Below are 14,279 nucleotides of genomic sequence, written 5' to 3'. Positions count from 1 at the left end.
AGCCGCCGAGGCCTTGTGTCTTCGCCGGGACGGCGTGCGATACTGGGTATGCAATCGATTGCGCTTACGTATGCACAATCATGTGCGGGCCAGAACGAGCCCGTCAACCCAGTAGCGCCAGGAAAGTTCGCCCGCCGCCGACGAGAGAGGTAGCAACCGGTGACCACATCAGGGGGCAAGGGATCCGGCCGTGCACGAGGCGGCCAACGCCGCCCGACCATGGCCGATGTGGCGCGCGAGGCGGGCGTGAACGCCTCGACGGTTTCACGCGCGATGGACGAGCGGCACCCCTTCTCGCGAAGCGCCACGGCCGCCCGGATCAAGGAGGTCGCGCAGCGTATCGGGTACTCGCCCAATCCCGCGGCGGCCAGCCTGCGCCGACAGAGCACGCGCACGATCGGCGTGGTCGTCTCAAGGCTCTCGGACGGGGTGATGGCGATCCTGTACGAGGAGATCGCCGAAGCCTGCCGGGACCACGGGCTGCATGCCCTCGTCGCGATCACCCACGACGAACCGGCTGCCGAAGCAGTCCAGGGAAGGCTGCTCCTTGACCGGATGGTGGACGGGCTGGTGCTCGCCACGGCCCGGCTGGATTCGGAGAGCGACCTCGTGCGCGAACTGGCCGCGCGGGACATCCCGTACGCCCTCGCGCTGCGGACCGACGGCCGCGGCCCGGCCTCCGTCGGCGACGACAAGCTGGGCGGATATCTGGCCGCTCGTCACCTGATCGACCTGGGGCACCGGCGGATCGCGTTGATCGCCGGCCCGCCCTACGCCTCCAACCCCGTTGGCAGGATGGAGGGTTACCGCACAGCCCTGCGGGAGGCGGGGATCACGGTGGACGAACGCCTCGTCCGGCCCTCGGAGTTCTCCATGGAGAGCGGTGAGCGGGTCGCGACCGAGCTGCTGTCCGCCATGCCCGCCGGCGAGCGCCCGACGGCCGTCATGACCGTCAACGACAACACCGCGGTCGGTGTGCTGGCAGCCGCCAGACGGCTCGGGATCAGCATCCCCGGCGAGCTCTCGCTCGTCGGGTACAACGACACCCCGCTCGCCGCTCGCCTACCGATTCCCCTTACCAGCGTCCGCGTGCCGCTGCGCGAGATCGGACGCGGCGCGGTCGACATCCTGCTGCGGTCCATCGAGGGCAAGCCGACGGCCTCCGCTGTCTACGCGCCCACCCTCATCCCACGCGAGTCGTCGACGCCCGCCCCATGAACGCCCGGCCGCCATCAACACTTGGAGAGGAACAGCGTGCCCGAGACGCCCGAGACACTTGAGATGCCCGAGACACTCGAGAAGATCGACGCCTTCTGCCATGTGCTTCCCCGCGACTACGCCGAGCGCCTGTTCGCGCTCGACGGCGTCCCGGCCGTGGCCAACCTGCGTAAGCGCATCATGAACATTCCCGCGCTGGTCGACCTGGACGTGCGTTTCCGGCAGATGGACGAGTTCGCCGGCTACCGCCAGATCATCAACCTGGCGGCCCCGCCCGTCGAGGACTTCGGCAGCCCGGCGCTGTCCGCCGAGTACGCGCGCATCGGCAACGACGGCCTGGCCGCGCTCGTCGCCAAGCACCCAGACCGCTTCGTCGGCTTCTGCGCGGCGGTAGCGCTCAACGACGTCGACGCCGCCGTCACGGAACTCGACCGCGCCGTCGGCGAGTTGGGCGCGATCGGCGTCCAGATATACACGCACGTCAACGGTCACCCCCTGGACGAGCAGCGCTTCGAACCCTTCTGGGAACGCGCCGCGGAACTCGACCTCCTCGTCCAGGTCCACCCCTGCCGCAACTCCTCCTGGCCCGACTACCCCACCGAGGAACGCTCCCGGTACGAGATCTGGTGGACTTTCGGCTGGGAGTACGACCTGTCCGCCTTCATGGCCCGCATCGTCTTCGGCGGCGTACTCGAACGCCATCCCGACCTGAAACTCCTCATCCACCACGGCGGCAGCATGATCCCGCACTTCTCCGGCCGCGTCGGCCCCGGCTGGGACCAACTCGGCTCCCGCACCCCCGACCACCAGCGCGAGGACGTCACCGGCTATCCGCTCTCCAAGCGCCCGCTGGACTACTTCAAGATGTTCTACGCCGACACCGCACTCTTCGGCGCCCCGCACGCCCTGCGCTGCGCCCTGGAGTTCTTCGGCCCGGACCGTGTGCTCTTCGGCTCCGACTCGCCGTACGACCCCGAGAAGGGCCCCGGGTACATCCGCTCGGGGATCGCCGACCTGGCGGCCATGGACCTCACCGACGCGGAGCGCGCCGCCGTCCTTTCCGGCAACGTACGCAGACTGACCGGATCCAGGCTTCCTGCACCGGCCGCCAATAGCCGCCTACGGGATATGGGCTCGTGGGTTCCGTGAGGTAAGCGTCCTTTGCCCACGGCAGCCCGTTCCGGCGGGACGGACGAGGGACAGACTTGGGGGCGGAACCGAGCGGTTCTGCCCCCAATGCCTGGCCTGCGCAATGGGCTGTACCGCTGTGCGGCGTCAGTCGAAGGTGAATCCGTACTTGTCGGCGACGGCGGCCATCGCCTTCACGTCGACCTCGTTGAGTGACGGGCCCACCTGTCCGCGCACGCCCGGAGTACCTATTTCTGTGAACATCGCGTCCATGCCGCCCGGGGTGTACAGGAAGTAGATGCGCGCGGGCTTGGTCCGGCTCAGGTTCCTGAAGGAGTGCCGTACACCCTTGGGTACGTAGACCACACCGCCCGCCTCGACCTCGTACTTTTCGTCCCCGGCGGTGATGACGAGTTGTCCGTCCATGACGATGAACGTCTCCGACTCGCCGTGATGCGTGTGCGGAGGCGGTCCGGCGTCCGCGGGCATGATCGCCTCCACGAGGGAGAGTTCACCATTGGTGTGCGTCGCCTTCAGCAGCGTGGTGTACGTGTCACCCACGAGGTAAACAGGCTCACCACCGTCCGGCGGAACATGCACGGGGGGAATGTGTAGGGACACACGTGATCCTTTGACTCATGCGACGTTGAAACAGCGGGCACACCATGAGGTGCCGCCCACCGCAGTCGAAGTCTGGCAAGAGTGACCCCCCGACAGCACGCCACAAGGTGCTCAATAGGTGCTCACTCGTGTCCATTCCTGTACTCCCAAGGCTTGAGCACAACCGGGCAGAACCTGGGAGCCATGTGACCGATTACTGAGCATCCTGGCGCCGGGCCCGGCGGCCGCACTGTGCACGCGCTGCGGGCGCCGACACGACCAGATGTGGCTGAGGGCGCAAGTTGGTTGTGGCCGCGCTTCCGTGACGGCTACGGCCGAGGTGCGACCGGGCCCTGCCTCAACGGGGCGACGCTTCGCGGGGTCCCGCTCATGGTCATTCCGGTGGCTCACACCAGGCGATGAGTTTCGATGCGAAGGGGAGTCTTCTTGAGGGACGCGCTTGACGCGGGGTGGCAGTAGGGCGCCACCCAGTTCCGGAATCGTGCGCGTGCACTCAGCCAAGCCTGTTGACGAGTAGGGAGACCCTCGCGTGGGCGACATCGTGGTCCAGAAGATCGTTCGGCCCGAGCGCGTGGTGTCGGGCCCGTGGCTGGAGGTGATCGCTTCGAACCTCGACTACCACCGTGCGACCTTCCTGTGGAAGTGTGAGGGCCTCTCGGAGGCACAGCTGCGGCAACGGCCCGTGCAGTCATCAGCGTTGACCCTGCTGGGGCTCATGCGCCATCTGCAGGGGGTCGAGCGTGCCTGGTTCCAGCGGACGCTCGCGGCCACAACCCCTCAGTTCTTCCCCTATCGGACCTACGTCACCGGTGCCGGTGACGAGTGGTACGACGAGTCGGACCCTACGCCGGCCGGGGATGTCTACGAGGACTATCTGAAGGCGTGTGAGGAGTCGCGGCAGGTCTTCGCACGGGTGACCGACGACCCTGCACGCCTCGTGCCGAACCCGGAATTCGGTGACACCGAGGTGCGGTTCGTCCTTCAGCACGTGATCGAGGAGTACGCCCGCCACGTCGGCCACGCGGACCTCCTCCGCGAAGCCATCGACGGTGCCATCGGCGAGTGACCCGCCCTCTTGCCACCATGCGGCCGGGGGCCGGCATCACGACGAAAGTTGGCGCAGCCTGTACCCAGCCGTAGCCGGAGACCGACGATGTCCTCGATGTGCCTCGCGAAGTGCCTGGATGTGCGACAACCACCCGCACCGGCCTGCGAGTGCCCTTTAACGCAGCGTTGCCTCGATCACCGAGAAAGGTGAAGGCGTCGGCAGGATACGGTCGAACGCGAAACCCGCGTCGCTGAGCAGTGCTTCGTACTCCTCAGCAGTGCGTTCACGACCCGTCAGCATGGCCAGCATCGTCAGGTCGATCATCTTGGCGAGATGAGGCGCGTCCCCCTCCGGCAGAACCGCTTCGATCACCACCAGGCGGGCTCCCGGACTCGCGGCCCGCGCGATCGACCCGAGGATCTTGCCGCAGGACGCGTCGTCCCAGTCATGCAGGATGTACGACAGTACATAGACGTCCGCGGTCGGCACCCCATCGAAGAAGTCGCCCCCGACGACCTCGATACGGTCCGCAAGGCCCCGTGCTCGCAGCACCTCATGTGCGTCGGACACGACATGCGGCAGGTCGAAGACGACGCCCTGACGGTCCGTGTCGCGGCCGAGCAGTTCGGCCATGACCGTGCCGTCGGCTCCGCCGATGTCCGCCACGGTCTGCCCCTTGGGCAGGGCGTACCCGTCGAACATCCCTGCCCGCAAGCCGCTCGTCACGTTCGCCATGGCGCCGGTCAGCAAGGCGGCGCGCTCCGAGTCCTCGGCCAGCCACTCGAAGAAGGGCTTCCCGTACAGGATCTCGGCGGCGGGTTTCCCTGTCGTGACGGTGCCCAGCAGTTCGTTGAACGGCTGATAGTGCGTTTCCATCCAGTACAGGGCCGCGTCCCGCAGCGACGCCGGGTGCGAGGCGGACAGGAGCTCACCGAAGGATGTCACCTCGACCGTGTCGTGCCCACCATGGCGGAACAGGCCGAGCGGTGCGAGTGTGCGCAGGAGGCGCCGTAGAGCATCCTCGTCGGCGCCGGTCTCCTCCGCCAGCGACCCGAGGGGCCGAGGCCCCTTCGCGAGCTTGGTGGCAATGTTCAACTTGGCCACGACATACAGCGCCTGGGAGACCTGGAAGCCTGCCAACATCTGGGTCATCAGCGTCGCCTCGGAGGAGGCCGGAGGTACGGCTCCGATGACGTCGCTCGTTTCGGTGGTGCTCAACGCGTCTCATCTCCAGGAATTACCGGGGCACAGGCATGAGCACTGTGCCCGTGACAGGTGCTGCGTGGGGCACCAACAACCTTTCCAGCGCACGGGGCACGTCGTAAGCGCGACACCTGCTCAACCAGTGCTCACATGTGCCCACCGCCCGTATCGCGCTACCTGCCGCACGATTTCGGTGCGGTTCGGGCACCAGGAGGCGGAACGGTTCAGCTGCGGGTGGCGACCGCGGCGCCTCCGAAGATCAGACCTTTGGTCAAGGGCCGCTGCATGAACGTCTTCGGGAAGATCGGCTCGGGAGCGCTGGCCGCGTTCGGGCGAAGTCACCGCGGGGTTGGCGGGCGTCCGGGCGAGCGCCACCTGCGCCGGTTCGGCACGCAGTCCCTGACCGTCGGATCAGACCTGTGCCAGGCCGCCGTCCACGAACAGTTCGATGCCGGTGATGAAGCTGGAGTCGTCGCTGGACAGGAAGACGGCGGCCTTTCCCATCTCGCGCGGGTCCGCGATCCGTCCGGTGGGGTTGCCCTCGCCCAGCGAGGCGATGAGCGCGTCCACGCCGTCGGCGCCCCGCGCCATCTCGGCCGCGCTGCGCAGCGAGTCCGTGTCGACGGCTCCCGGGCTCAGGACGTTGATGCGGATGCCCGATCCCTTGACGTCCTGGATCCAGGCCCGGACGAAATTGCGTACGGCAGCTTTCGAGCCGCCGTACAGGCTCATCCCCTGCGGAGGCTGGATGGACGCCGTGGATCCGATGACCACGACGGTTCCGCCCGGGTGCATCAGCGGTAGCGCGGGCTGCACGGTGAACAGGACGCCCTTCGCGTTGACGCCGAACGTCCGGTCGAACTGCTCTTCGGTGATGGTGCCGAGGGCTCCGTGGTCACCGATGCCGGCGTTGGCGACCACTGCGTCGAGACGTCCGTGGCGTGCCACGACCTCTGCGTAGACCGCCTCCATGTCCGCGCCACGGGTGACGTCGGCGACGATCCCCGTGCAGTGGGGACCCACCGTCGCGACGGCGTCGTCCACGCGGTCCCGCCGAAGATCCGTGATGACGACGTGGGCGCCGTGATCCACGAACTCCTGGGCGATGCCCAGGCCGACGCCGGACGCGCCACCGGTGACGACGGCGACTTTTCCTTCGAGTGACAGACTCATGCTGTTCTCCTGTGGTGTGCGCGGTTCCGCAGGTGACGCGGTAGCCCGCGGGCAGCGCGGGACACGGCGGGACAAGGCCGTTCCGCTGGAAGATCGGATGGGGCCGACAGGTGCCCTAGAGTGAAATGGGGGCGCCCCCACTTCTTCGACTCTAAGTGGAGGCGCCCCCACTTAGCAAATCGGTTCGACGGAAGGCCGCATCATGGCCAGACAGACAGGGGGCCCGTTGCGCGCCGACGCCCAGCGGAACCGGGACAAGATCCTCTCGGCCGCGGTGCGGGTGTTCGCCGAGGAGGGGCTCGACGCGCACCTGGAGCGCATCGCGAAAGAAGCCGGGGTCGGCTCGGCCACCCTCTACCGGAACTTCCCGACCCGGGAGATCCTGATCGAGGCCGCCTACCGCAACGAGCTGGCCAAGCTCTGCGACTCCGCGCCCGAACTGCTCGCCACGATGGAGCCGCGCGATGCCCTGCGCGCCTGGATGGGCCGTTTCATCGACTACGCGACCGCCAAACTGGGCATGGCCGAGGCTCTGAGGGCCCTGGTCGCGTCCGGCGTCAACCCGTACGCGCAGAGCCACGAGATGATGCTGTCCGCCCTCGACTCCCTGCTGTCGGCCGGTGCCGGCGCCGGGACCGTCCGCTCGGACATCACCGCGGCGGACATGTTCGCGGCCCTGACGGGCATCGCCCTCGCGTCCGGCAAGCCCGATCAGCGGGAGCAGGCGGAGCGCCTCCTCGACCTCACCCTGGACGGGCTCAGCGCCGGTCGGCGTCAGGCCCTGCCGGCCGCCGGCTGTGAGTGACGCCGTGTCACATGGTGGGTGGTCCGGGCACCATGCTCCTCGACCGGACGAACTGGCTGGGCGTTTGGCCGTACTGCTTCTTGAAGGCACGGATGAAGTGACTGCTGTCGGCGAATCGCCAGCGGGCGGCGAGTTCCGAGATGCTCGGTCGGCCGAACGGTGACGCGAGCTCAAGGCGGGCATGTTCCAGCCGCCTGCGCCGGATGTACGCGCTCACCGACTCCTCGGCCGTGGCGAACGCCCGGTGCAACGTCCGTACGGAGACGTTGAGTTCGCGGGCCAGGGCCGAGGGGGAGAGATCAGGATCGGTGAGGCGGCTGTCCACGAGATCCTTCGCCGCTTGGGCCAGCGCGGGGGCCAGCCGAGGCTCGTGGTCGTCGAACCCCTGCGTCAGCACTCCCTTGACCAGTTCGAGCAGAGAGTTGCGCGCGGCGTATACACCAGCGCGCGTGAGGTCGTTCAGCGTCTCGTCGACCAACTTGGCGTAGCCCATGAGCAGACGCACCTCGGTCGAGTCGGCCGGTCCGACGACCGGCCGGTCGCCGATCAGCGGCCTGAGCTGTGCGGCGGGCAGGATCAGCACCTTCGCTGTCGTGCGCGGCTCTATCTCGAACCGCACAGGCGGACCGTTGTGCCGCGCGATGAACTGCCCGGCCGGGACGGCGACCTCGCCGCGGTCGCGCGGTCGGACGAAGCGCCACTCGCCGCGCCGCATCACATGCACGAGGACCCGGTCGTCGAGGTGGTGACCGGCGCCCCGGGTGCCGCCGGCCAACGACTCACCGTAGAGGTCCGCGATCACCGCGTCGTGCATCTTGGAGGCGCGGACGGTGACCCGGAAGTCACCGGAGCCGAGCGGTTCGAGGGGTGGCAGAGGGAGCGTCTCTCCGACCTGTCCCTCCCACTCGCGTCGGAAGACGTCGAAGCCGTCCCGCGCGGTGCTCGAGGCTGTGACGTCCACAAAGAAGTTCCTGCCCGGCCCGTCGGCCCTCCGTGCGGTGCTTCCCGTGTTGCTCATGGCCAACGCCCCAACTCGACAACGGCTCGCAGGACTTACGCGGCCCGCTTCATCTTTCACCATGACGCACCGTCCATGACGCTGACGTTCTGTCGGAGTGACGCTGCGGTACAAGCATGCGCCGTAACGATCTCTCTAGGGTGAGCGGTGGGCCTGTACCGCAGAGCACGGAGGCCGGGTTGCGCCTCTTCTGAAGCGGAAGCACGGCAGCTCAGGTTCAGCGTCGTGCCGCTCGAGGAGCCGCCGCGTCGCCGGACGTCCGGACCTCCCGCCCCTGCCTTCCACAGGCTCCGCCCCATTCTGAATGCTGAGAGGTTTCTAGCTGTCATGACTGACATGACGCGTGGCGCTGAAGTCGCGCCGAGCGATCCCGCAGCGGATGCCGCCGCTGTCTTCGACTTGCTGAGCGGCGTCGTCGTCGCCCAGACCCTGCGGGCCTTGGCCACCCTGCGCATAGCCGATCACCTCGCCGACGGAGCCATGACGGCCGAAGAGTTGGCCGAGCGCGAGGGCAGTCATCCGCAGGCCACGTACCGGCTGATGCGCGCGGCCTCGTCGTTGGGCCTGCTGAGCCACGAGGGGCGTCATCGTTTCGCTCTCACCGGGCGAGGCCAGCTGTTGCGTTCAGGAGTGCCCGGCTCCCTGCGCTCGCTGGTACTGACCCAGACGGGACACTCGCACTGGCAGTCCTGGGCCCACTTCCCCGAGGCGGTGCGGCAGGGAGCCACTCAGACCAAGAAGGCGCTGGGAACGGACATCTTCGAGTACTTCGCGCAACCGGAGAACGCTGACGAAGCCGCGCTCTTCGCCCAGGCGATGGGAGACCTGTCCGGCCTGGTGACGCAGGGTGCCGTGGGCGCCGTCTCCACCGCCGGGGTGTCCACCGTTGTCGACGTCGGCGGTTCGAACGGTGACTTCGTCCTGGCGCTGATGGAGGCCGACTCCCAGTTGAGCGGACAGGTGCTCGACCTGCCTCACGCCGTCGAGGGCGCACGCGGCGAGGCCGGGAAGCGTGGTCTGTCCGACCGCTTCTCCGCGGTGGCGGGCGACTTCTTCGCGGAGGTTCCTCCGGCGGACCTCTACCTCCTGAAGACGATCCTGCACGACTGGGACGACACCCAGTGCGCGGTGATCCTTCGGAATTGCCGCTCAGCCGTGAACGAGGGGGGACGGGTACTGGTCGTCGAGATGGTCATCGGCGAGATCGGTAAGCCCGATTTCGCCACCCGGGCGGACATGGCCATGCTCACCATGACAAACGGCATGGAACGCGATCTGGACGAATTCGACGCCCTCTTCGCGGCCTCGGGATGGCGCCGCTCGCGGACGTACCCCGTGGGTGGCGGTTACTTCGGTATGGAGCTCGTCGCCGTCTGACGGTTGCGCGGCGTGGGCTCCCAGTGGATCACCCGGGCTGTCGTCGGCGCATCGGGGCGGACCGTTCCGTGCACGCCCCGTGCGCCAGGTGGATGGTCAAACATGACAGCTTTTTGAGCAACGATTGAACTTGTTCATGAGCAGCGGGTCCCGGGACCATCTGTTGTGTATGTACCTGAGGCCGAACGTCAGCTCGTCATGGAGCATCTCCCCGGCGGCAAGCTGCGTGGGCGTTCTGCACTCCCCGTTCCATCTACCGGCTGCGTTGCGTCAGTGGCGCAGCGCGGCCGCCCCCCCATTGAGAGTTCGCAGTCAGCCGGGGGTGTCCATCGCCGAAGCGAGCGTGTGCGCGCACCGGTGATGGGGCCATGCCCATGCGGCGAGACCGTCCCGTCAAGAAGAGGTAACCAGCTTGCGCACACATCGACTTGCCGTGGCCTTGGCCAGTTCCACCGTCCTGGCCCTGGCGCTCACCGCCTGTGGAGAAGGCGACGCCGAGTCGGAGTCCGTCGGAACGGCAGCCACGGAGCCCACCGACACGACCGTCACGCCCACCGCCACGGCCGCCTCGGTATCGGCCTCGGCTTCGGCTTCGACGTCTGCCACCGCCACGGGGCAAGCCACGAAGGGCGCGGGCTCCCAAGGCTCCGGAAACGTTGGTGGCACCGGAGCGGGTGCCACCAAGACCTCGTCCGCCGGCACGGGCTCCGGCAGCGCCAAGCCCCTGGACTGCACCACCGGTTCGTTGAAGTTCGCCGTCAAAGAGGTGAAGAGCCCCATCAACCACGTCCTCATCACGGCTACCAACACCGGCTCGAAGGCCTGCTCCATCTACAGCTACCCGGCCCTCCGGTTGAGCGATGTCCAACAGTCCGTCACAGCCAGGATCGGGCAAAGCAAACCGCAGGCCGTCGTCACCCTCGACCGCGGCGCCACCGCGTACGCGGGCCTGATCACCGCGTCCGTCGACCGCAACAGTCAGACCAAGGTCACGACCTCCTCGATCGGTTTGTCCCTGTTCGGCCCCGACGAGGGACCCACCGAGTCCGGGGCGGACCTACCCGTTCCCGGCGGTTCCCTGTACGTCGAGCTGGACAACGCCCTGGTCACCTACTGGCAGGACAACGCGAACGACGCGCTCGCCTGGTGACCTGCAACCGGCCTCCCACGCAGGGGCCTTGGCCTGAGCTGAGCCGTCGATCCACGTAAGAAGAAGGTGTGACCGTCCATGCCATTGCGAGATGGTGATCCTGAATCTGTGGGGGGCTATGTCCTGCTCGACAGGATCGGTGCCGGAGGCATGGGCACCGTGTTCCTGGGCCGCTCGGCCGCCGGACGCAGGGTCGCGGTGAAGCTGGTGCACCCACAACTCTGCGAGGACGAGGAGTTCCGCGTCCGTTTCCGGCAGGAGATCGCGGCGGTCCGCCGGGTCAGCGGGGCGTTCACGGCACCCGTCGTGGACGCCGACCCGGATGCCGAGCAGCCATGGATGGCCACGCTGTACGTACCGGGCCCGAGTCTGGCGGCCTGCGTGGACCGCAGCGGCCCGCTGACCGGACCGGAGCTGCGGATCCTGGCACTGGGACTCACCGAGGCGCTGCGCGAGATCCACCGGGCCGGGGTGGTGCACCGCGATCTGAAGCCGGGGAACGTGCTGATGGCCGAAGACGGCCCACGCGTCATCGACTTCGGCATCTCACGCGCCGCCGACAACCAGCAGTTGACCGTCACGGGCAACGTGATCGGCACGCCGCCGTTCATGTCACCGGAGCAGCTGCGCTCGCCGCGCGACGTCACCCCGGCGTCGGACGTGTTCTCGCTGGGCTCGTTGCTTGCCTACGCGGCCACCGGGAACGGACCGTTCGACGCGGACACGCCGTACATGGCCGGCTATCAGGTGATGTACGAGCCGCCGACACTGGACGAGGTTCCGCAACCACTGCGCGCCATCGCTGAACGCTGTCTGGACAAGGACCCGGCGGCACGCCCCGGACTGATGGAACTGCACGACTGGTTCCGCGCGTTGCCGCAGACAGCCGCCTCCGGCAACTCCGACCACACCACCGGTCCCGGCGAACACGGCCACCCCGACGACCCCGGCAACGCGGTTGGCACAGGCAAGAGGGCGATCCCCGGAGCCTCCACCGAACCCGTCACAGGCCGAGGTCTGAGCAGGGAACGTCGTGGCCGACGGCTCACACGTCTGCTCACGGCCGTCGGTACAGCGGTCGCCGTCACCGGGTTGAGCCTCGCGGCGGTCAACGCCTTCGGCGGCGACGAACGAACCGCCGCACGCACCGCTTCGCTGCCCGCCGGCTGGCAGCCCTGGCAGACGACGCTCCGCTTCGGCTCCGTGCCCGACACCGCGATGGATTTGGGCCCGCCGGGATGCGTCCCCGAGGGCACTGTCCTCTACTGCGGCGGTGAGGGCTTCACCGTCGCCAAGGTCGATGCCGCCACCGGCCGCGTCATCTGGCGGTCCGGCGACTCCGTGCAGAACGCGATGCCGTACGGCGTACGGAACGGGGTCGTGTACGTCGCCGAGCAGACCCAGGGTGAATTCCGGGCCGCGGCTCTGGACACCGCCACCGGGAAGCGGAGGTGGGTGCGGGACAGCCCGAACGGCGACTCGATCGTGTTCAGCGGTGGGCTGCTGATCTCCACGGGCGACATCCAGGGATTCATCGCGTACGACACGTCGGGGAAGGAGCTGTGGCAGTCGCCGAAGGCCGCGTTCTGCGAACCGCTGTCCCTGGCCGGCGTGCCGTACGCCGAGTGCGCGCTCGCCGGCCAGCCCACCACCCTGCTGCGCCTCGACCCGGCCAACGGCACGGCACGCAAACTCGCGGCCCTGCCGATCGGGTCGAAGAGCATCGGCCAGTCCGGAGGCACACCGGTCTACGCGCAGCCCGCGGCGGCGGCGAACCAGGACGGGGAGATCGAGAGCGAGCGCCGGTACACCACGCTGCTCCGGGTCGACCCGCGTACCGGCGCCGTCCGTCCCGTGCCGCTGTCTCGCACCCTGCGCGGCGCGCCGACCCTGCTCGGCGACGATGTCGTGGTCTTCGCCCAGACCAACGGAAGCGTCACCGCGGTGTCCGCCGACGACGGCAAGCAGTTGTGGCAGCGGTCGACCGGCATGGAGGGCCTGTCGCAGCCGGTCTTGTCGGCGACGTACGGGCGGATCTACTTCGCCAACCGCATCGGCCGCGTGGTGGCCCTGGACCTGAGTACCGGCAAGGAACTCTGGCGCACCTCCGCCGTCGACATCCTCGGGGACGCGTCCCAGGACTGGGCGCCGAGCGTGGCCCTCGTCAGGGACGAGATCGTGGCGATGGCCGGCAACACGCTCTCCTCCGTAGGTCCGGACGGCCCCACGGCACAGGCCACCGACTGACGGCCATGGCGTGCAGCGGCAGAGGGCTCGCAGGCCGAGGCCACATCCACGGTGCGTCGACGGACATCGCTCAGCCGGGCTGCCCGCCTCACTGCTCCGCCGGCAGGTCCCGGCCCACCGGAAGGATCGGTGTTCCGCTCAGTTCGTGACTCCACAGGACGTCCTTGATGTGCTGCACCGCGGCCGTCAGGTGGCGACGGTAGGTGCTGAAGGACATTCCGAGGCGTCGGGCTGCCGCTTCCTGAGTGGGGGCGGTCTTGCTGTACGTGGTCGTGAGGACCTGATGACGTGTCTCTCCGCCGCGCTCCAGCGGCAGGGTGTCGATGGCGTGGAGCAGGACATCGTGGAGGTTCTGGTCGTGCTCTGCGACCAGGCGGCTGCGGTTGAGGGGGTTGGCCGCGAGTTCACCCGGCCACCACAGTGCACGCAGGGCATCCCGTACGGCGGTGTCGAACTCCGGCCGGGACAGCACCACGTGTTCCGACCGCTTCTGCGGAGCTGTGACCGCAGGCGGGACGGCAGCCACGCCCTCCTGCAGAGCTTCGTGCTTCTCCGCCACCCACGCCATTGCGGACCGGGTACGCCAGTCCTGGGCGAACAGGCAGTAGTTGTGGTCGCCGACCATGGGCCTGGTATCCGTCGGCAGCATGTCACCGGGCTCGAGGTGAGCGTTCCAGAACCCGTCGTCCCGCATCACGACGAACAACCACGCCAGACGGTCGGCCCGGATGATCTCCGCCGTCACGCGCCACGTGACCAGGTTCAGAGATGCCGAGGGCCGCTGGTACGCCTGTGCGTCCACTATGAACCGTGCAACAGCCATGTGCTCGCCTGCTCGCAGTGGGCTGCCGGCGTGTGCGTGGGCCCAGGCGGCGGCCACCACCGGATCGACGTCCTCCCCCTCCGGCCCGCTGAGCCGCAGCAACGCCGAAAAGGCAGTGATCTCATCGGTCCGGTTCGAGCGGTAGACGCGGAACGCTTCGGGCTGCCGGTCCAGCCAGAAGCGGGCGATCGCGGCGGACTCCGCGCCCTCCGTCAGGTGGACCAGTTCCACCACGCGGCTCTCGTCGTCACGCGTACAGGGCATTTCCCGCACCGCGTCCTCGGAGTCCCACACGAGGGTGTCGGCAAGATGACCGAGGGACCGGTCCAGGTACACGAGTGAGTTCATCGCCTGGAGCACCTGTGCGGCGGGTACCTCCCGGACCCGGGCGAGCAGATAGTGGTACATCCGTCGGCGCAGGGCGGCGAATCCGTCGGAATCTCGCCAGCGGAGATCGGCTGCCAGTAC

General features: G+C 68.2%; 11 protein-coding genes and 1 pseudogene. 7 read left to right on the top strand and 5 right to left on the bottom strand.

Annotated elements, in window-relative coordinates; translation table 11 throughout:
* Window positions 1-159 precede the first annotated feature (159 nt).
* Together IEZ21_RS44625 and IEZ21_RS44620 are read left to right on the top strand one after the other, a co-directional pair.
* Window positions 160-1,218 (top strand): LacI family DNA-binding transcriptional regulator, encoded by a 1,059-nt coding sequence (locus IEZ21_RS44625; protein ID WP_246568880.1) that lies wholly within the window; start codon window positions 160-162, stop codon window positions 1,216-1,218.
* Window positions 1,219-1,254: 36 nt separating this feature from the next.
* The gene (locus IEZ21_RS44620) at window positions 1,255-2,367 is read left to right on the top strand and encodes an amidohydrolase family protein (RefSeq protein ID WP_246568878.1); all 1,113 of its coding nucleotides are present in this window, start codon (window positions 1,255-1,257) and stop codon (window positions 2,365-2,367) included.
* 126 nt (window positions 2,368-2,493) lie between these two features.
* Here the strand turns inward: IEZ21_RS44620 and IEZ21_RS44615 are convergent, their stop codons facing one another.
* Window positions 2,494-2,907 (bottom strand): cupin domain-containing protein, encoded by a 414-nt coding sequence (locus tag IEZ21_RS44615; protein ID WP_189327527.1) that lies wholly within the window; start codon window positions 2,905-2,907, stop codon window positions 2,494-2,496.
* Between the two features lie 589 nt (window positions 2,908-3,496).
* Between IEZ21_RS44615 and IEZ21_RS44610 the strand changes: the two genes are divergently transcribed.
* Window positions 3,497-4,033, top strand: coding sequence for a DinB family protein (locus IEZ21_RS44610; protein WP_189327526.1), 537 nt, complete (start codon window positions 3,497-3,499; stop codon window positions 4,031-4,033).
* Between the two features lie 156 nt (window positions 4,034-4,189).
* Here IEZ21_RS44610 and IEZ21_RS44605 read toward each other — a convergent pair whose 3' ends face one another.
* Window positions 4,190-5,233 carry a methyltransferase gene (locus IEZ21_RS44605; protein WP_189327525.1) on the bottom strand — a complete coding sequence of 348 codons (1,044 nt, stop codon included), beginning with the start codon at window positions 5,231-5,233 and terminating at the stop codon, window positions 4,190-4,192.
* A 396-nt stretch (window positions 5,234-5,629) separates the two neighbouring features.
* Window positions 5,630-6,391, bottom strand: coding sequence for an SDR family NAD(P)-dependent oxidoreductase (locus tag IEZ21_RS44600; protein WP_189327524.1), 762 nt, complete (start codon window positions 6,389-6,391; stop codon window positions 5,630-5,632).
* 202 nt (window positions 6,392-6,593) lie between these two features.
* Between IEZ21_RS44600 and IEZ21_RS44595 the strand changes: the two genes are divergently transcribed.
* Window positions 6,594-7,196 carry a TetR/AcrR family transcriptional regulator gene (locus IEZ21_RS44595; RefSeq protein ID WP_189327523.1) on the top strand — a complete coding sequence of 201 codons (603 nt, stop codon included), beginning with the start codon at window positions 6,594-6,596 and terminating at the stop codon, window positions 7,194-7,196.
* Window positions 7,197-7,203: 7 nt separating this feature from the next.
* Here the strand turns inward: IEZ21_RS44595 and IEZ21_RS48240 are convergent, their stop codons facing one another.
* The gene (locus IEZ21_RS48240; protein ID WP_189327522.1) at window positions 7,204-8,214 is read right to left on the bottom strand and encodes a helix-turn-helix domain-containing protein; all 1,011 of its coding nucleotides are present in this window, start codon (window positions 8,212-8,214) and stop codon (window positions 7,204-7,206) included.
* A gap of 327 nt (window positions 8,215-8,541) precedes the next feature.
* On the opposite strand from IEZ21_RS48240, the gene IEZ21_RS44585 reads away from it, so the two are divergent.
* The 3 genes from IEZ21_RS44585 to IEZ21_RS44575 all read left to right on the top strand — a co-directional run bounded on the left by IEZ21_RS44585 (window position 8,542) and on the right by IEZ21_RS44575 (window position 12,988).
* Window positions 8,542-9,591 carry a methyltransferase gene (locus tag IEZ21_RS44585; protein WP_246568876.1) on the top strand — a complete coding sequence of 350 codons (1,050 nt, stop codon included), beginning with the start codon at window positions 8,542-8,544 and terminating at the stop codon, window positions 9,589-9,591.
* Window positions 9,592-10,024: 433 nt separating this feature from the next.
* Entirely contained in the window at window positions 10,025-10,741 is a 717-nt protein-coding gene (locus IEZ21_RS44580; RefSeq protein WP_189327521.1) for a DUF4232 domain-containing protein, read from the top strand.
* Between the two features lie 108 nt (window positions 10,742-10,849).
* Window positions 10,850-12,988 (top strand): serine/threonine-protein kinase, encoded by a 2,139-nt coding sequence (locus IEZ21_RS44575; RefSeq protein WP_308429719.1) that lies wholly within the window; start codon window positions 10,850-10,852, stop codon window positions 12,986-12,988.
* 88 nt (window positions 12,989-13,076) lie between these two features.
* Here the strand turns inward: IEZ21_RS44575 and IEZ21_RS44570 are convergent.
* Window positions 13,077-14,279 (bottom strand): annotated as a pseudogene (locus tag IEZ21_RS44570) (hypothetical protein); the annotation flags it as partial.

Source organism: Streptomyces flaveus (assembly GCF_014647675.1).
Taxonomy (GTDB): Bacteria; Actinomycetota; Actinomycetes; order Streptomycetales; family Streptomycetaceae; genus Streptomyces; species Streptomyces flaveus.
Note: the sequence above shows the minus strand (reverse complement) of the source record. Positions and strands in the feature narration are given on the sequence as shown.